Annotated in this window: 17 protein-coding genes; 8 read left to right on the top strand and 9 right to left on the bottom strand. The window is 70.8% G+C overall.

The features are described from left to right. Nucleotides 1–12: 12 nt before the first annotated feature. Nucleotides 13–519, bottom strand: coding sequence for a MarR family winged helix-turn-helix transcriptional regulator (locus tag QSK17_RS26425; protein ID WP_285708130.1), 507 nt, complete (start codon nt 517–519; stop codon nt 13–15). A 346-nt stretch (nt 520–865) separates the two neighbouring features. Here QSK17_RS26425 and QSK17_RS26420 point away from each other — a divergent pair, with 346 nt between their 5' ends. Further along, nucleotides 866–2,209, top strand: coding sequence for a hypothetical protein (locus QSK17_RS26420; RefSeq protein ID WP_285708025.1), 1,344 nt, complete (start codon nt 866–868; stop codon nt 2,207–2,209). A 30-nt stretch (nt 2,210–2,239) separates the two neighbouring features. After that, nucleotides 2,240–2,929, top strand: coding sequence for a DUF4230 domain-containing protein (locus tag QSK17_RS26415; protein ID WP_285708024.1), 690 nt, complete (start codon nt 2,240–2,242; stop codon nt 2,927–2,929). A 78-nt stretch (nt 2,930–3,007) separates the two neighbouring features. Here QSK17_RS26415 and meaB read toward each other — a convergent pair whose 3' ends face one another. Next, complete coding sequence (gene meaB, locus QSK17_RS26410) at nt 3,008–3,994, bottom strand: methylmalonyl Co-A mutase-associated GTPase MeaB (protein WP_285708023.1); 987 nt, start codon at nt 3,992–3,994, stop codon at nt 3,008–3,010. Between the two features lie 100 nt (nt 3,995–4,094). Beyond that, nucleotides 4,095–5,288, bottom strand: a complete 1,194-nt coding sequence (locus tag QSK17_RS26405; RefSeq protein WP_285708022.1) for an acetyl-CoA C-acetyltransferase — start codon at nt 5,286–5,288, stop codon at nt 4,095–4,097. A gap of 165 nt (nt 5,289–5,453) precedes the next feature. Between QSK17_RS26405 and mce the strand changes: the two genes are divergently transcribed. Both mce and QSK17_RS26395 read left to right on the top strand, forming a co-directional pair. Further along, nucleotides 5,454–5,876, top strand: a complete 423-nt coding sequence (gene mce, locus QSK17_RS26400; RefSeq protein ID WP_285708021.1) for a methylmalonyl-CoA epimerase — start codon at nt 5,454–5,456, stop codon at nt 5,874–5,876. A gap of 189 nt (nt 5,877–6,065) precedes the next feature. Beyond that, nucleotides 6,066–7,361, top strand: coding sequence for a DivIVA domain-containing protein (locus QSK17_RS26395; RefSeq protein WP_285708020.1), 1,296 nt, complete (start codon nt 6,066–6,068; stop codon nt 7,359–7,361). A gap of 132 nt (nt 7,362–7,493) precedes the next feature. Here the strand turns inward: QSK17_RS26395 and QSK17_RS26390 are convergent, their stop codons facing one another. The 5 genes from QSK17_RS26390 to QSK17_RS26370 form a co-directional block, all read right to left on the bottom strand. After that, nucleotides 7,494–8,444 (bottom strand): winged helix-turn-helix transcriptional regulator, encoded by a 951-nt coding sequence (locus QSK17_RS26390; protein WP_285708019.1) that lies wholly within the window; start codon nt 8,442–8,444, stop codon nt 7,494–7,496. 274 nt (nt 8,445–8,718) lie between these two features. After that, nucleotides 8,719–9,489: an alpha/beta fold hydrolase gene (locus QSK17_RS26385; RefSeq protein ID WP_285708017.1), complete on the bottom strand. Its 771-nt coding sequence runs from the start codon at nt 9,487–9,489 to the stop codon at nt 8,719–8,721. Between the two features lie 67 nt (nt 9,490–9,556). After that, nucleotides 9,557–10,318: an SDR family NAD(P)-dependent oxidoreductase gene (locus tag QSK17_RS26380; RefSeq protein ID WP_285708016.1), complete on the bottom strand. Its 762-nt coding sequence runs from the start codon at nt 10,316–10,318 to the stop codon at nt 9,557–9,559. 86 nt (nt 10,319–10,404) lie between these two features. After that, nucleotides 10,405–11,115 (bottom strand): alpha/beta hydrolase, encoded by a 711-nt coding sequence (locus tag QSK17_RS26375; protein WP_285708014.1) that lies wholly within the window; start codon nt 11,113–11,115, stop codon nt 10,405–10,407. Nucleotides 11,116–11,215: 100 nt separating this feature from the next. Further along, on the bottom strand, nt 11,216–11,533 hold the full coding sequence (locus tag QSK17_RS26370; protein WP_285708013.1) for an Rv1322 family protein: 318 nt from the start codon (nt 11,531–11,533) through the stop codon (nt 11,216–11,218). Nucleotides 11,534–11,685: 152 nt separating this feature from the next. Between QSK17_RS26370 and QSK17_RS26365 the strand changes: the two genes are divergently transcribed. From QSK17_RS26365 to QSK17_RS26355, 3 genes are read left to right on the top strand one after another with little or no spacing between them, the layout of a single operon-like run. Beyond that, entirely contained in the window at nt 11,686–12,717 is a 1,032-nt protein-coding gene (locus QSK17_RS26365; protein ID WP_285708011.1) for an iron ABC transporter substrate-binding protein, read from the top strand. 36 nt (nt 12,718–12,753) lie between these two features. Then, on the top strand, nt 12,754–14,304 hold the full coding sequence (locus tag QSK17_RS26360) for an ABC transporter permease (RefSeq protein ID WP_285708010.1): 1,551 nt from the start codon (nt 12,754–12,756) through the stop codon (nt 14,302–14,304). After that, nucleotides 14,301–15,482, top strand: a complete 1,182-nt coding sequence (locus tag QSK17_RS26355) for an ABC transporter ATP-binding protein (RefSeq protein ID WP_285708008.1) — start codon at nt 14,301–14,303, stop codon at nt 15,480–15,482. The genes QSK17_RS26360 and QSK17_RS26355 overlap by 4 nt, the downstream gene beginning before the upstream one ends. 48 nt (nt 15,483–15,530) lie before the next feature. On the opposite strand, the gene QSK17_RS26350 is transcribed toward QSK17_RS26355, so the two are convergent. Beyond that, nucleotides 15,531–16,142 carry a 3-hydroxyacyl-CoA dehydrogenase family protein gene (locus QSK17_RS26350; RefSeq protein WP_285708006.1) on the bottom strand — a complete coding sequence of 204 codons (612 nt, stop codon included), beginning with the start codon at nt 16,140–16,142 and terminating at the stop codon, nt 15,531–15,533. Nucleotides 16,143–16,547: 405 nt separating this feature from the next. Between QSK17_RS26350 and QSK17_RS26345 the strand changes: the two genes are divergently transcribed. Next, nucleotides 16,548–17,768, top strand: coding sequence for an IS110 family RNA-guided transposase (locus QSK17_RS26345; protein ID WP_285708129.1), 1,221 nt, complete (start codon nt 16,548–16,550; stop codon nt 17,766–17,768). Nucleotides 17,769–17,915: the final 147 nt, after the last annotated feature.

Genomic DNA, 17,915 nt, shown 5'->3' with positions numbered 1-17,915 from the left:
TGTGCCGTCAGGTCAGTCGGCGAAGTCGCCGGCGGCGACCCTGAGGGTCCGCAGGAGGCCGAACATCTCGCCGAGGTCCTCCTCGCCGTACATGTCCAGGCCGAAGTCGGCGGCCATCAGATCGGCGGTGGCGAGCCGTACGACATCGCGGCCCCGGTCGGTGATCTCGGCGAGCACGCCGCGCCCGTCTCGGGGGTTGCGCATGCGGCGTACAAGTCCGGCGCGCTCCAGCCGGTCGACCGTGTTGGTCACGCTGGTCGGATGCACCATGAGGCGCTCGCCGATCTTGGAGAGCGGCAGCGATCCCGCCTTGCTGAACGTGAGCAGAACCAGCGCTTCGTACCGGGCGAAGGTCAAATCGTACGGCTTGAGCAGCGCGTCCAGTTGCGCCAGGAGTATCTGGTGAGCTCTCATGATCGAAGTGACGGCGGCCATCGCGGAGGACGGCCCGAAGTTCGCTCGCCAGCTCTCAGCAGCCCTCTCAATGGGGTCGAACGGGAGGTTGAGCGGCTTCGAGATGAACACAGCGGATACGGTAGCGCGACGTTAGTCCCGATTGCGATGCGTACGCTGTGTAATCAAATTGATTCCTTGACTCCAGAACTCCGGCGTCAAACATCACGCTCCGTTATGGTTGCCACGTCAAAAGGTGAGGCGGCGGCAAACCCGGAGGGCAACGCGAGCCAAGTCTGCTAGCTGGCAGGCACGGCGGGCGCACCTTGCGGACCAGCGCCACGGGGACCGGCGCGGTCCGACGCCACCGCCCACCCGCACGGGGGGTTTTGGTTAATGGGCAACATGCAGCTGACGGCGCGGGCGCAGCGCCGCACACGACCATGGGCGCGGCCGGCTGCCGCGCCGGGTCGTGGATAGCCGCAGAGGCGTTTCACGCGAGGAACTCAAGCAGGGCGCGGTCGTACTTCTGGCCGTGCTGCTCGTGCTTGGGCTCGTCACCGCGTGGAGCGTCCTGATTCCGGGTGTCATGGACTGGGACAACATCATGGTGGCGGTCATCGGATCGCTCCGGCTCACCGGTCCGGTCGCCGCCGCCTTCGCCGCGTGGATCGCGGCGCGCAGGCGCCGCGCGGGCCGCCGCCGCACGCTCACCACATGGCAGGCGGTGCGGCCGCCGCTCGCGATCCTCATGGTCGTCGTGGGGTCCTTCGCCGCCACCATGACCGTGCTCACCGTGCGTGCCCTGCTGACCGGGGAGGGCAACGGCCTGCGCGCCGGCGGGGTGGCGCTGGGAGCCGCCGGGCTCGCCCTTTACGTGGTCGCCGGATGGGTCGCCGGCTGGCTGGCGCCGGTCGCCGTCGCGCCCCTGATCGCCGGGTTCGGCACGTACGCGCTGTTCACCTGGGTCGCCTCGGGCGCGCCGTGGGCCGACCGGCTGACGCCCGCCGGCCGGGAGCCGTACGACGCCTTCCGGATGATGCCCCTGGGGACGTTCACCGCCCAGGCGCTGTGGCTGGTCGGCATCAGCGTCGCGCTCCTGCTGGGCTGGGCCGCGTTCGTCACGCGGCAGGCGCTCGCGCTGGCCGCCGCCATGATCGCGCTGCTCGCCGCGGGTACGGGCGTGGCCCGGCTGCTGAGCGAGCCGCAGGCGGTCGCGGTGAGCGAGAATTTCGCCTACAGCTGCCAGGAATGGCCGATCGTCGTATGCGTGCATCCGGGGATGCGCGGCGGCCTCGGCGAGCTGGGCAGCACGTTCACCACGATCGCGGCCCGGCTGGCCGGCACCCCCGCGGCGTTCAACCGGGTCGAGCAGCGCTCACGCTCCGACGCCGACAAGGTCGCCAAGGGCGTGGTGCCCATCTACGTGGACGATCTCGACGCCGGGTACGCCGCCCGCGCGGCGTCCGAGTTCGTCGAGCAGCTCGCCCGGCCGTGCCCCGGCTCCCCGGCCGACGGATACCGCGCGATCGTCATCGCCTGGCTGCGGGACGAGCCGCTGCCCTCGGGGCCGTTGGCGGAGCACCGGCGTGCCGCGACCTGGTTCGCCCACCTGACCGAGACACAGCGCCGGGACTGGCTGCGGATGTTCTACACGGACTTCGCCACCTGCCGGCTGCAGAGCCGGTACTTCGGCGGAGACGTCCGGCGGGACGCCCCCGCCGCCCCCAGCTACCCCATGAATCCGCCGTTCGGCCGCGAGACCCCAGATGCGCCGGCGGAAACCGACGGATCACCACTTGTCACTCCAAGGTGAGACCGGGCCGATCACGGGAAGACTCCTTCCGTGAACCGCCAGACTCGAGCCCCCCAGGGGTCGTCGCCCGCAGAACCGGCGAACCGGCGCTCCCGACGCGGCTGGCGGTGGCTGGCCGGCCTGCTCTTCCTCGCATTGCTCCTCGTCGTCGGCGCGCGGCTCGCCCTCTCCTGGCTCGACCCGTTCGACGAGCGGACCGTGGACCGCAGCGGTCCCGTGCTGCTGCGGTCCATCCACAACCTGAGCCGCTTCGAGGCCGCCACCGGCAACTTCCAGGTCGTCGTCGACCTGGAGAAGGACGCCGCCTTCCTGCCCGACGCCATCAAGGGCACCAGGACCCTGTTCGTGGGCGCGGGCAGCGTCGACGCCTACGTCGACTTCGGCTCGCTCGCCAAGGACGCGATCACTGTCTCGGCCGACCGCACGACCGTCACCGTACGGCTCCCGCACGCCCAGCTCGAGAAGCCCAATCTGGACAACACCAGGTCGTACGTCTTCGCCCAGCAGCGCGGGCTGCTCGACCGGGTGTCGGATTTCCTCTCGTCCTCCCCGCAGAACCAGCAGGAGCTCTACGTGCTGGCCGAGAAGAAGATCGCCGACGCGGCCACGTCCAGCGACCTGCGCGCGCGGGCCGACCAGAACACCCGGGCCATGCTCCAGGGCATGCTGGGGTCGCTCGGCTTCACCGACGTGGTGGTCCAGTACTCCTCCGAGCCCTGACGCCCCCGCGCGCGCCGGATCAGCCGAGCGCCGCGATCAGCCACGCAAGCAGCCGGGATCAGCCGGGATCAGCCGGGATCAGCCGAGCGAGGAGAGCAGGTCGTCGGCGGCGGTGTAGGGGTCGGTCTCGGCGGCCAGCAGGCGTTCCGCGAGGAGGTCGAGCCGCCGCTCGCGGCCGGCCAGCGCGAACCGCGCCCGCAGCTGCGCCAGCGCGATGGTCTCGATCTCGTCCCGCGCGCGGGCCAGCCTGCGGCGGCGCAACTCACCCGACTCGTCGAGGTACGCGGCGTGTTTGTCGAGCGCGGCGAGCAGGTCGTCGACCCCCTCGCCTTTCGACGCCACCGTGGAGACGATCGGCGGCTTCCACGGCGCGTGGACCAGCGCGACCATGTTCCGCAGCTCGCGGACCACCGCGTGGGCGTCGTCACGGTCGGCCTTGTTGACCACGAACACGTCCGCGACCTCCAGGATGCCGGCCTTCGCCGCCTGGATGCCGTCGCCCATCCCCGGCGCGAGCAGGACGATCGTGGTGTCCGCCAGCCGCGCGACATCGACCTCGGCCTGGCCGACACCGACGGTCTCGACCAGGATCACGTCGCACCCGGCCGCGTCCAGCACCCGGAGGGCCTGCGGGGTGGCCCACGCGAGACCTCCGAGGTGGCCCCGGCTCGCCATGCTGCGGATGAAGACCTCGGGGTCGGTGGCGTGCTCCTGCATCCGTACCCGGTCACCCAGCAGCGCGCCGCCCGTGAACGGGCTGGACGGGTCCACGGCCAGGACGCCGACCCGCTGGCCGCGCTTGCGGAGCGCCCGGATGAGCATGCCGGTCGAGGTCGACTTCCCCACGCCCGGGGACCCGGTCAGCCCGATCACCCGCGCGCCGTACGGCCCGCGCCGCCCGCCGGCGCCTCCGGGGCCCCTCTCGGCGGCGAACGCCGCCATCACCTCGCGCAGCGGATCGACGCCACCCGGCACCGCGGTCGCGTTCTCGATCAGGGTGATCAGCCGGGCGACGGCGCGGGGCCGTCCCCGCTTCGCGTCCGCCACGAGCGCCCCGACGTCCATGGAGACCTCCCGTCCTGGTCGCCCGCTGACCAGCCTAAACGCTTGATCGCGTACGGCCTCCGTCGCGCGGGCGGTGACGCCCGCGCGCACGGGGTGCGGATCAGTCGCGCGAGGGGACGCGGATGATCAGGGCGTCGCCCTGGCCGCCGCCTCCGCACAGGCCGGCCGCGCCCACGCCGCCGCCGCGCCGCTTCAGCTCGTGGGCCAGCGTGAGCACGATGCGCGCGCCGGACGCGCCGATCGGGTGGCCCAGCGCGATGCCGCCGCCGTTGACGTTGACCTTGTCCAGCGGGACGCCGAGCTCCTTGACGGACTGGAGCACCACCTGGGCGAACGCCTCGTTGATCTCCACCAGGTCGAGGTCGTCTGCGGACAGGCCCTGCTTGCCCAGCGCGTGCTTGATCGCGTTGGCCGGCTGGGACTGGAGCGAGTTGTCCGGTCCGGCGACGTTGCCGTGCGCCCCGATCTCGGCCAGCCACTCCAGGCCGAGCTCCTCGGCCTTCGCCCGCGACATGACGACGACGGCGACGGCGCCGTCGGAGATCTGCGAGGCCGACGCCGCCGTGATCGTGCCGTCCTTGGCGAAGGCCGGCCGCAGCCCGGCGAGCGTCTCGGCCGTGGTGTCGCCGCGGATGCCCTCATCGGCCGAGAACACGATGGGCTCGCCGCCCTTGCGCCCCGGCAGGCTGACGGGCACGATCTCGTCGTCGAAGACGCCGGTCTTGGTGGCCTGGGCCGCGAGCTGGTGGGAGCGGGCGGAGAACTCGTCCTGCTCCTCGCGGGTGATGCCGAGCCGGGCGTTGTGCCGCTCGGTCGACTCGCCCATGGCGATCTGGTCGAAGGCGTCGGTGAGCCCGTCGAAGGCCATGGAGTCGACGATGCCGGCCGGGCCGTACTTGACTCCCTTGCGCAGGCCGGGCAGCAGGTGCGGCGCGTTGGTCATGGACTCCATGCCGCCGGCGACCACGATGTCGAACTCGCCGGCCCGGATGAGCTGGTCGGCCAGGGCGATCGCGTCGAGCCCGGAGAGGCACACCTTGTTGATCGTCAGCGACGGGACGGTCATGGGGATGCCCGCCTTGACGGCGGCCTGCCGGGACGGGATCTGGCCCGCGCCGGCCTGGAGCACCTGCCCCATGATCACATATTGCACATCGGATGGCGCGACGCCGGCGCGCTCGAGCGCGGCCTTGATGGCGATGCCACCGAGGTCGACGGCGGACAGGCCGGCGAGTGAGCCCAGCAACCGCCCGATGGGCGTACGAGCTCCTGCGACGATCACGGAACCGGACATTGGAGGGGCCTCCATCACGGGATCGGGGCGACGATGTCACGATACCCAGGAGTGCCCGAGCGATCGCCATGGTGGTCGGCCATATGTTCCACACGTGGAACAGTGGTCGCCGGACGGGCGGGAGCACGGACTGGAGCGCGGACTGTGATGCGGACGGAGTGAGACATGCTGCTCAGGATCGATCACGTGGGCATCGCCTGCCACAACCTCGAAGAGAAGATCGAGTTCTACGAGTCGACGTTCGGGCTCACGGTCGTGAGCCGTGAGGTGAACGAGGAGCAGGGCGTGAGGGAGGCGATGCTGCACGTGACCGACGGTCCCAGCGGCGCCTCGTACGTGCAGCTGCTGGAGCCCCTTCACCCGGACACCGCGGTCGGAAAGTTCCTGGCGAAGCGCGGCGAGGGTGTGCACCACATCGGCTATGGCGTGGCGGATGTCACGCAAGCCTTGCAGGATATCGCCGCAAAGGGCATAAAACTCATCGATGAGCGTCCGAGGCACGGTTCAATGGGCGCGTCAATCGCGTTTCTCCACCCGAAAGACGTGGGAGGAGTCCTGACGGAGCTGGTCGAGACAGCGCGGCATTGACACTCTGAACACAAGAAAGGTTCATACGTAACAAGTCGCGCATAAAGTCGGAGGGGGCCGCCAACGCGGCAGCACCGGAGTACGCTGGCCTATCACCGGACGTGGATCCTGAGATGGGCTCCCCGCCTCCTCTGTCCGAACCCCCCGTCCGGCCCGTGTAGCCGTCTCGACAACCCAGGATCGAGCCTCATGCAGTCCGACATCGACGCCCAGCTCAACAATTTCTTTGAAGACGCCCCTTCTCGGGAATTCGACGTGGTGCTCCGCGGCTATGACCGGCACCAGGTCCACGACCACTTGAAGACGCTCGACACCGAACTGCGTCAGGCCCGGGAACAGGTCGGCACGCTCCAGCGGGACCTTTCGGACTCGCAGCGCCAGTTGCAGGAGCAGGAGCGTCCGACCTATTCGGGGCTCGGTGCCCGCATTGAGCAGTTGCTTCGTCTTGCGGAGGAGCAGGCCACCGAGCTCGTCCAGGCCGCCAGGTCCGAGGCGAACGAGATCAAGGCGGCGGCCAAGGTCGACGCCGCCGACATGCGCGCCGCCGCCGAGAACGAGGCGGCCGAGAAGCGCGCCCTCGCCGCGCGCGAGGCCGAGGACATGCGCAGCACGGCCGAGCGGGACGCCGACGAGATCCGCTCGACCGCCAAGCGGGAGGCCGACGAGCTGACCTCGACCACCGAGCGGGAGGTCGCCAAGGTTCGCGCCACCGCCGACCACGAGGTCGCCGAGAAGCGGGCGGACGCCGAGCGGGAGATCGCCAAGCTGCGCACCACCACCGAGCGCGAGGTGGCCCAGCTCCGGGCGTCCACCAAGCGCGAGCGTGACGAGGTGCTCACCACCGCCAAGCGCCAGGCCGACGAGATGCGCGCCCAGGCGCAGCGCGTGCTGGAGGAGTCCGAGGCCAAGCGGGCGCAGGACGAGGCGGAGTTCGAGATCCAGCTCGCGTCCCGCCGCGAGGAGGCCGAGCGGCAGGAGGCCGAGCGCCACGCCACCGCCCAGACCAACACGCAGAAGCTCGTCGCCGAGGCGGAGCAGCGCGCCGCCACCGCCGAGCAGCGGGCCAGCAAGGCGACCCAGCAGGCCGAGCAGACCCGCCGCGAGGCCGACACCCACGCCAAGCAGCTGCTCGCCAACGCGCGGAAGAACGCCGACCAGCTCGTGGCCGAGGCCAAGGCCAGCTCCGAGTCGATCGTGACCGACGCCAAGAACGAGGCCGAGCGCACCCGCACCTCCATGCAGCGCCAGGTCGACGAGCTGACCCGCCAGCGCGACAGCATCACCAGCCACCTCGCCCAGCTGCGCCAGCTGCTCGGTGGCGCCCCGCTGCCCGGCATGGACCCGGAGCCCGCGCCGGTCGCGGCCTCCCCGGCCAAGCCCGCGCTGTCCGCGGCCCCGAGCGGTGTCGACAAGCCCGCCTCGGTCTCCAAGCCCGTCGAGACCAGCGCCAAGGCCGACGACGACGCCGAGTGGTGGCAGGAGTAACGGCCGGCGCTTTCGGGGAGTTGGCGACGGCTATTCCGGCACACTGAACGGGGCCCAGCGGATCACCTCCGCCGGGCCCTGCTGTGTTTATTGGCCTCGCTCCGCTCGGCGGCTCGGGGCGCCCTTGAGATCTCAGATCCAGCCGCGGCGGGCGGCCTGCACTCCGGCCTGGAACCGGCCGGTCGCGCCCAGACGGCCGAGCAGCGAGGCGATCCGGCGCCGCAGGGTCCGCTCGGAGATGCCGAGGTGCCGCAGGATCGCCTCGTCCTTCATCCCGACCGCCAGCAGCTCCAGGATCTGCCGGTCCACCGCGTCCAGACCCGGTACGGCCGACGTCCCCGCGAGAGGGGCGGCCTCGCGCCACAGGGTCTCGAACAGCGCGACCAGGGCGTCCGTGAGCGCGCTGTGCCGTACCACGACGGAGGTGAAGCGGATGCCCTCCTCGCTGCCGGTGAGCGGCAGCAGGGCGGTCGTGCCGTCGACCAGGACCAGCTTGATCGGCAGGTTGGCGTGCACCCGTGACTGCTCGCCGAGGCTCATCATCTTCCGGATCTCGTCGAGCTTGGCGGGCAGGTCCAGCACGGCGGACGAGTAGATCGCACGGCAGCGCACACCGCGTGCCATGGCCGATTCCTCGGCGCTGATCGACGTCCCCAAGGCGGCGTACGGCGGGGCATCCAGCGCGAGCACCTCCTTGGACGCGCCGGCCAGCAGCTCCCCCACCCGCCGACCCGCGGCGGCCGAGCCTTCGACGACCTCGATGACGCGTTCGGGATCGGCGCGCAGCAGCCCCTCCTGGAAGGAGGCCGCCAGCTCCTCGGCCTCCAGCGTCAGCCGGTCCAGCTCGGCCCGGCGGCGGCGGATCGCCCCGCCGAGGCCGATCCTGGGGTCGGCCGCGCGCAGGCCGTGCCCACCGGACGACTCCAGCAGGCCGAGCTCCATGAGCCGGTCGACCGAGGCGCGTACGGCGTCGGTCGACGCCTCCAGCCGCCGCGCGCACTCTTCCACCGAACAGCGGGGGTCACGGAGCAGCAGACGATAGATCCGTTCTTCGAGAACGTCCAGCCCGATGGCGTCCCACAACGTACACCTCCGTGGCATGTTCCGGCCAATGGCCGGATCAGGTCACAAGTTTGTACCACAATCGGGGTGTCGAGCCGTAAAGGTGACGACATGGAGCAGACACGGAGCTTGACTCCGTGAGCTCCCGAGGGAGGAAAGCAGAGGGAGGGGACGCAGGCCTGGACGGTGACCCCGTCGGCCGCGTCCGCCCCTCGCTCACCGCCCCGAGTCGGCCGCTCAGGGTCGGCCGCTCTCAGGGTCGGCAGCTCAGAGTCGGCAGCTCAGGGTCGGCCGCTCAGGCCAGGGAACGGACGAAGTCCGCGACGGCGTGGTTGAACGCCTCGGGCTGTTCCATCGCGGACAGATGACCGGCCTTCTCGATCACGACAAGCCTGCCGTCGGGCACCGTCCCGGCCATCGCCTCCGCCTCGGCCGGCGGGGACAGCTCGTCCTCGTCCCCCACGACGACCAGCGCGGGCACCTTCAGAGTGCGAAGCGTGTCGGAGGAGTCTGGGCGGGCCGCCATCGCGCGCTGCGCCCACGCCACGGCCGCCGGCGGCGCGCTCTGGACCAGGCCGCGGACCCGGCCGGCCACCATGGGCCTACCCTGCTTGGTCGTCGCGCCGAGCTGCGGCGGCAGGACCTCCCGCACGAGGATCTCCGAGCCGTCGCGGAGCACGGCCTCCGCGATCCGCTCCCGGTTCTCCCGGGCGGGTGGCGGGTCGGCCGCCGCCTTCGTGTCGGCGAGGACCACGCCGAGCAGGCGGTCGGGGTGGCGGCGGCAGAAGGCCATCGTGACGTAACCGCCCATGGACTGGCCGCCGACCACCGCCCGTTCGACGCCCTCGTGATCGAGGAGCCGCGCCACGTCGTCGGCCATGAGGTCGAGCGAGGGCGCCTCGTCCCCCAGCCGCGAGCCGCCGAAGCCGCGCAGGTCAGGGGTGATCACCCGGCAGGCCGGCGCCAGCCCCTCACGCTGCGCCAGCCACATCGCCGAGGAGAGCGGGAAGGCGTGGAGCAGGACCACGGGCGTCCCGGATCCGGCCGATCGCGAGTACAGCTGCACATGGTCACCGTAACCCGCGTTCGGCCGCCTGCCATCCCCCGACTCGGCCGCACCGGGAAGATCGCGCTCACGCCGTGGCGGTCTGTCCTCCGTCGACGAACAGGACCTGGCCGGTCATGTAGGCGGAGGCCGAGCCGGCGAGGAACAGCGCCGGGTAAGCCATCTCGTCGGGGGTACCCCAGCGTCCCATCGGGACCCCGCTGATGGTGGCCCTGCTGGCGTTCTCGTCCTCCCACAGGTTGCGGTTGAGCTCCGTCGCGGTCCATCCGGGGCACAGCGCGTTCACCCGGACGCCGCGGGACGCCCACTCGATCGCGAGGGTCTTGGTCAGGGCCACCAGCCCGGCCTTGGCCGCCGCGTACGGGGCGAGGAACGGGGCGCCCTTGGCCGCGACGGACGCGACGTTGATGACGGAGCCGCCGCCGCGCTCGAGCAGGTGGGGAGCGAGCGCGTGCAGGACGGCCATCGCCGAGTCCAGGTTGAGCCGCATGAGCTTGTCCCAGCCGCTCAGCCGCAGGTCCTTGAACTCGGCGAGGAAGCTCGAACCGCCGGCGTTGTTGACGACGACGTCCACGTGGCCGAGCGCCTCGATCGCCGCGTGGACGGCTGCCGCCACGGCCTCGCGGTCGGTCACGTCGCAGGGGATGACGTGGGCCTGGCGGCCGAGGTCCTCGACCTCCTTGGCCACCTGGGCGAGGTTCTCGGCGGATCGGGAGACGAGGGCCACGTCGGCTCCCGCCTCGGCGAACGTGAGGGCGATGGCCCTGCCGATGCCGCGGGACGCCCCCGTGACGAACGCCTTCTTGCCGGAGAGATCGAACGCCTGCACGGTGCCTCCCTGGAACAGAACATAGCTCTACCGTTCCTGTTTTATACCGCTTCGACTTCCAGCACGGCACCCCGCCCCGGGGAGGCTCAGATCTGCGTGGGCAGCGGCCCGGCCGCCGGGTTCACCCGCTTGACGATCTCGTCGAGCACGATCCGCACGTACGGCTCGCCGACCCAGAGGTGCTTGGCGCCGTCGACCCCGACGACCTCGGCCTGCGGCACGCGGGCGAATCGCTTGCGGGCCTCCTCGGGCTGGAGGTAGTCGTCGTGTTCGGGCACCAGCGCGACCAGCGGCCTGCCGAACTCCGCCCAGGCGTCCAGGTCCGAGTCCGACGCGCGGCGGAGCGGCGGCGAGAGCAGGATCGCGCCCTGGACGAGGGGGTCGCGACCCCACCTGAGGGCCAGCTCGGTGCCGAAGGACCATCCGACGAGCCACGGGTGGGGCAGGTCGTGGAACTCGGCGTACTCCAGGGCCGCCGCCACGTCGAACCGCTCGTCCACGCCGTCGCCGAAAGCGCCCTCGGAGGTCCCGCGATCGGAGGTGGTGCCTCGGGTGTTGAAGCGCAGCACGGCGAGATCGGCCAGCGCCGGCAGGCGGTAGGACGCCTTGCGCAGCACGTGGCTGTCCATCATGCCGCCGTGTGTGGGCAGCGGGTGCAGGCAGACCAGCGTGGCTACCGGCGGCCTGTCCTCGGGCAGCGCCAGCTCCCCGACCAGCGTCAGCCCGTCGGCCGTGTGCAACTCGATGTCCTCGCGCCGCGCGGGCAGCACCGTCGACGCCCGGATCTCCGCCACCATCCCGAAACCTCCTGCACGATCATGTGATGGTCCGTCCCGGTGTCCCGGGCCGGACGAGCTCTACCGTCCCTCACGTACCCCGTGGGGGCAGGGGCCGGGGTCAGTAGCGCGTACGGCCCGGCCCGCGGTTGACGCGGTTACGCCAGCAGGCGGTGTGCCAGTGCCGGCGCTCGTCCTCGCCCCCCGGCCAGTTGGGCCAGCTCACGATATGCGGCACGCCGACACGGATTTCCTGGTCGCACCCGGGACATCGGTAGCTCTTGGCGAGTGCGGACCCCGACACGTTCCGCACCACCCACTCGCCGTCGGACGAGGTCTCCACGCGGTCCACACCCGGCACCGAGCCGACCGGACGAGCGGTGCCACGACCGTTGGCGCGGTCGAACGGGCTCAGGCGGCGGGCACGGCGGGGGCTCATGACGACGGTCCTTGCGGGAGGTTCATGTCAGTCGGAACGGGAGATCCTCCCCCATTCTTCCAGGGGCCCGTGCTTACCCGGATCCGAGGTCCCGCTAAGGTATGCCTAACCTAAGCAAAGCCTGACGGGTTTCTGAGAGAGATGGGGACGGCATGCGACGGCCCAGACACATGACGATGGCGCTGGCGGGGATCGCCGCCCTCGCGATGATGATGACGACGGCCTGCGGAGGCGACGCCACCACGGCGTCGGACAAGGGCACCCTGACGCTGTACAACGCCCAGCACGACGACCTTATCGAGGCGATGGTGGCGGGCTTCACCAAGGACACCGGCATCAAGGTGGACATCCGGTCCGGCAAGGACTTCGAGCTGGCGAACCAGCTCGTCCAGGAAGGGGCGGCGTCGCCCGCCGACGTCTTCCTGACCGAGAACTCGCCGGCCATGGGATTGGTGGACACCCACGGCGGATTCGCCAAGGTCGACGACGCGACGTTGTCCCAGGTGCCCGCACAGTTCGTCCCGTCGAGCCGCAACTGGGTGGGTTTCGCCGCCCGGGCCACCGTCCTCGCGTACAACTCCACGGCGCTGACGCCCGAGAAGCTGCCCGCGTCGATCATGGACCTGGCCAAGCCGGAGTGGAAGGACAAGATCGGCATCGCCGCGGCCGGCGCCGACTTCCAGGCGATCGTCAGTGCGGTCGTCGCCGTGGAGGGCGAGCAGGCGGCGGCTGAGTGGCTCAAGGGCCTGAAGGCCAACGCGAAGATCTACCAGGGCAACTCCGCCGTCATGAAGGCGGTGAACGCGGGCGAGATCCAGGCCGGCGTCATCTACCACTACTACTGGTACAAGGACCGGGCGGAGTCGGGCACGAACAGCTCGAACACCGAGCTCAAGTACTTCGGCGGTAAGGACGCCGGGGCGTTCGTCAGCGTCTCCGGAGCCGGAGTGCTCAAGTCGAGCAAGCACCCGGAGCAGGCTCAGCAACTCGTGAAGTACCTCACCGGCAAGAACGGCCAGCAGATCCTCTCCGCGAGCACGGCCCTGGAGTACAGCATCGCCAGCGACGTCCCCGCCAACCCCGTGCTCAAGCCGCTGAGCGAGCTCGATCCCCCCTCCGTCGACGTCTCCACGCTCAACGGCCCCAAGGTGGTCGAGCTCATGCAGCAGGCGGGACTGCTCTAGGTGTCGTCCACGGACGCCCCCGCCCCCCTTCCCGGCGTGCCACGCCGAACGAGGGCGGGCCGCACCCCGCGGTTCTACCCGCCCCTTGTGCTGGCGGCCGCGGCGCTCGTGGCGCTGGTCGCGCTGATCCCGCTGGTCTTCGTCGCCGGTTACTCGGTGAGCGTCGGCCCGGCGGAGGCGGTGCGGCTCATCGTCCGGCCGCGGACCGGGGAGCTGCTGTGGAACACAGTACGGCTCGCGGCCGGCTGCGTGCTGCTGTGCGCGCTGCTCGGCACCGGCGCGGCCTGGCTGGTGGAGCGCACCACGCTGCCCGGCCGGCGGGTGTGGAACGTGCTGCTCGTGGCGCCTCTGGCCGTTCCCGCGTTCGTCAACAGTTTCGGCTGGGTCTCCGTCGTTCCGTGGGCCACCGGATACGGCGGTGCCCTGCTCATCGTGACCCTGTCGTACTTTCCGCTGGTCTACCTCCCGGTCGCCGCCGCGCTGCGCGGGCTCGACCCGGCGCTCGAGGAGACCGCGCACGCGCTCGGGCACACCCCCTGGCGGACCTTCCTGCGCGTCGTCCTCCCCCAGCTGCGGCCCGCCCTGCTCGGCGGGTCGCTGCTGATCAGCCTGCACCTGCTGGCCGAGTTCGGCGCCCTGCAGATGCTGCGCTTCCCCACCTTCACGACCGCGATTTACGACCAGTACCAGTCGACGTTCAACGGTCCCGCCGCCAACATGCTGGCCGGGGTGCTGGTGCTGCTGTGCCTGGTGCTGCTCCTCGCCGAGTTGCGGCTGCGCGGGCGCGCCCGCTACGCGCGCCTGGGCGCCGGAGTGGCACGCCCCGCCGTACGGGCCCGCCTGGGCGGGTTCACGGTTCCGGCGCTGCTCGGCCTGGGCGTGCTGATCGCGCTCGCGCTGGGGGTGCCGCTGGGCAGCCTGGTGTACTGGCTGACGGCGGGAAGCTCCGCGGCCATCCCGGTGGAGCCCCTGCTCTCCTCCACGCTCACCTCGATCGGACTGGGCGCGGCGGGGGCACTCCTCACCTCGATCCTGGCGATTCCGGTGGCCTGGCTGTGCGTCCGCAGGCCAGGAAGGCTGAGCGTCGCGCTGGAGCGCAGCACCTACTTCGGCAACGCGCTGCCCGGCATCGTCGTGGCGCTCGCCCTGGTGACGATCGCGATCCGGCTCACGCCGCCGCTCTACCAGACGACGGCGCTGCTGCTGGTCGCCTACACGATCCTCTTCCTGCCCCGGGCCATGGTGAACGTCCGTTCCGCGCTGGCTCAGTCGGCGCCCGCGCTGGAGGACGTCGCGCACGCGCTCGGCCTCGGCCGCGCGGCCACCTTCCGGCGGGTCACGCTGCCGCTGATCGCCCCGGGGCTGGGGGCCGGCGCCGCCCTGGTCTTCATCGCCATCGTCACCGAACTGACCGCGACACTGCTGCTCGCACCCATCGGCACGCAGACGCTGGCCACCCAGTTCTGGAGCCACAGCGACAGCATCGCGTACGCCGCGTCCGCACCCTACGCGGCTCTGATGGTGCTGATCTCGGCACCGGCGACCTACCTGCTCACCCGAGAGTCACGACGAGGAGCGCGCGGATGACGGCCTCAACCATCACCGGGCTGACCATCACCGGAGTCACCAAGTCCTTCGGGGCCACCCCGGTGCTCATGGGGATCGACCTGCGCATCCGCCCGCGGACCCTCACCGCGGTCCTGGGCCCCTCGGGCTGCGGCAAGACCACGCTGCTGCGGCTGATCGCGGGCTTCGCCGACCCGGACGCCGGCACCATCGCCTTCGGTGAGGAGACGGTTTTCGCCGACGGTCGTTCCGTGCCGCCCCAGCGGCGACGCGTCGGATACGTCCCCCAGGAAGGCGCGCTGTTCCCGCATCTGACCGTGGCGGCCAACATCACGTTCGGGCTGCCCCGGCGGGCCCGCAAGACCGGTGCGCGGGTGGCCGAACTGCTCGATCTCGTCGGCCTCGAGCAGCGGCTCGCCACGAGGTTCCCGCACGAGCTCTCCGGCGGGCAGCAGCAGCGGGTCGCGCTGGCGCGGGCCCTCGCCCCCGAGCCGTCCGTCGTCCTCCTCGACGAACCCTTCTCCTCACTCGACGCGGGCCTGCGTGAAGGAACCCGGCGGGCCGTGGCCCAAGCCCTGCGCAGGACCCAGGCCACCGCCGTGCTCGTCACCCACGACCAGAGCGAGGCGCTCTCGCTCGCCGACCAGGTGGCCGTCATGCGGCAGGGCCGCCTCGTCCAGCTCGACTCTCCCGCGACCGTCTACGGGTACCCGTGCGACGCCGGGGTGGCCGAGTTCGTCGGAGAGGCGGTGCTCCTGTCCGCGGTTCTCCGTGACGGACGGGCGGAGTGCGCCCTCGGCAGCCTCGCCGTACGCGAGCCGGCCGGGAACGTCGGCCGAGACGACATCGGGGACGACATCGGGGACAACGTCGGGGACAACATCGGGGACAGCGGCCGACATGACGGCGGCGCGCCCGCGAACGGACCGGCCCAGGTGCTGATCCGGCCGGAGCAGATCCGGCTGGACCACGCTTCGGACGCCGCCGGGGTGGCGGCTCGTGTCGCGGAGGTCAGTTACTTCGGGCACGACGCCGCCGTACGGCTGGACCTGCTGTCCGGCGTGCCCGGCGGACCACAGGTCACCGCCCGCGTCTCGGGCGGTGACCTTCCGGCGACCGGCGCGCTGGTCACGCTCACCGTGACCGGTGACGTCCTGGCCTATCCGGCGGTGGCGGACTCCCGGCCCCGACCGGCGTGACGCGGCCGTAGGAGTCGTTCAGTCAGGAGCCGTTCAGTCAGGAGCCGTTCAGCCGGCGTATTCCCGGATGCTCGGCACCCCGGCCGTGACGAGCTGGTCGAGCAGCGGCGCGGGAGCGAAGGACGGCTCGCGGTACTCCGCGTAGAGGGCGCGGAGCCCGTCCCTGACCGCCTCCAGGCCGATGGCGTCGAGCATCTCCAGCGGCCCGGCGGGGTATCCACAGCCGAGCCGCATCCCGGTGTCGATGTCGCCCGCCGAGGCGTATCCCGACTCCAGCATGCGGACCGCGTCGTTGATGTGCGCGTACAGCAGGGCGTTGACGACGAACTCCGCCCGGTCCCCGCACATCACCGGCGTCCGTCCCAGGATCTCCACCAGATCGCGGACGGCCCCGGTCGTCTCCTCGGAGGTCAGCACGGTGGAGGCGACCTCGGCCACGTCGTCGCCCACGAGGTGCAGCCCGGCCAGCCGGTCCGGGTGCGGGAGCCGTACGGCGAGCTCGACAATGGGGCGGTCGGACAGCGCGACGATCACGTCGGCGTTCCTCACCGGGGCCAGGTCGGAGCTCTCCGCCACCACGGCCGTGAATCCGGCGCCGTCGACGGCCGCGGCGAGCGTCGCCGCCTCCGGCCCGGTCCCGACGATCCCGACGGTGGTCACGGGGGCCGCCTGGCGGACCTCGGTGGCGGCGGCGGGGTCTCTTCGGCGTACGATTGAACTCCTCCCCGGCCTGAAGGCCGGAGCTTCTCCCGTCGCGTCACGGTCAAGCGGCGCGCGGGGGTTGACGCTTCACAGACCGGGCAGCCCCGAGGTCTCCACGTCCTAATGGAAGCTACCGGGCCTGCTGTTCGGGCAGACTCGGTGCCTGGTAGCCGCTGGTGAGTGAGCACTTCCACGGCCTGGATCTCGAGTCCTAGTGTCAGATTGTGCCCTCACCAGTGGTCAGGGGTCTTGATCGCTGATGGGATGTCGTGTCCGCCGATCGCATGGCGTGAACACTTGTCCATTAGGTCGCTGACCGGCTCCTGCAGGCTGCTGGTTATGTTGTCGATCTTTGGGGGCTCGGTGCTGTTCGTCGGAGATGACTGGGCTGAGGAACATCACGATGTGGAGGTCCAGGACGAGGCCGGAAAGGTTCTCAAGCGAGTACGGCTGCCCGAGGGCATAGCCGGGATATCGCGCTTCCACGAACTGGTGGCCCGGTTCGTGGCCGAGGACGCCGAGCCGTCTGACGTGCTGGTGTGTATCGAGACCGACCGGGGCCCGTGGGTGCGGGCGCTGCGGGCAGCTGGATACCGGGTGTTCGGGGTGGACCCCAAGCAGGCCGCCCGGCATCGGGAGATTCTGAGCAGCTCCGGCGCCAAAAGTGACAGGGGCGACGCCCATGCGCTGGCCGACATGGTGCGCACCCGCCACCACCAACTGCTGGAGGTCGCCGGTGACTCCGAGGTCGCTGAGGCGGTCAAGGTCGTCACGCGGGCCCACCAGACCCTGCTGTGGGAACGCACCCGGCACATGCTCCGGTTGCGGGTCGCATTGCGCGACTACTTCCCCGCCGCGCTGGACGCCTATAAGCCCCTCGGCCTGACCTCCGAGCCGGTGCTGAAGCTGCTGGCCAAGGCACCTACCTCGGCCGCGGCGGCGAAGCTGACGATCAGCCAGATCAGCGCGGCACTCAAGGGCCGCCGGGACATCGCGGGCAAAGCCGCCGCGATCCAGCAGTCATTGCGCGGTGAGCATCTGGGCCAGTCTGGCCTGGTCACCGCCGCCTACGCCTCCACTGTCCGCGCCCTGGTTGCGGTCATCACCACTCTGAACGCCGAGATCAGCACCCTCGAGAGCGAGGTCGAGGCGCATTTTGGCCGGCACCCGGATGCTGAGATCATCCTCAGCCAGCCCGGTATCGGTGTCGTTCTCGGCGCCCGGGTGCTTGCCGAGTTCGGAGATGCTCCCGGACGCTACACCTCTGCCAAGGCCCGTAAGAACTACGCGGGAACCAGCCCGATCACCCGCCAATCCGGGAAGATGCGCACCGTTCATGCCCGCTTTGTCCACAACGACCGCCTCGTGGACGCGCTCCATCTCCAGGCTTCCTGCGCCATCCTGCACGACTCCGAGGTCCGCGCCTACTACGACCAGCTCCGCGCCCGCGATGTCGGGCACAACGCAGCCCTCCGCCAGGTCGGCAACCGCCTCGTCGGCATCCTCCACGGCTGCCTCAAGACCCGCACCCACTACGACCAGACAACCGCCTGGTCACACCGATCCCAAGCCCTCATAGCTTGACATCCAAGCTCCAGGGATGTCTGACACCACAGTTCCTGCGGCGTTGCTGATGTTGATCGCGGCGTTGGTGTCAGCGTGGCCGGTCCACCCGCACGCGGGGTTGGCGCACGAGAACCGAGTGCCGTCACGGGAGGCAGCGTCACGGTG

It is taken from the genome of Microtetraspora sp. NBRC 16547, assembly GCF_030268965.1.
Classification (GTDB): domain Bacteria; phylum Actinomycetota; class Actinomycetes; order Streptosporangiales; family Streptosporangiaceae; genus Microtetraspora.
The sequence above is the reverse complement of the archived record's forward strand: the minus strand, read 5'-3'. Positions and strand labels throughout refer to the sequence as shown.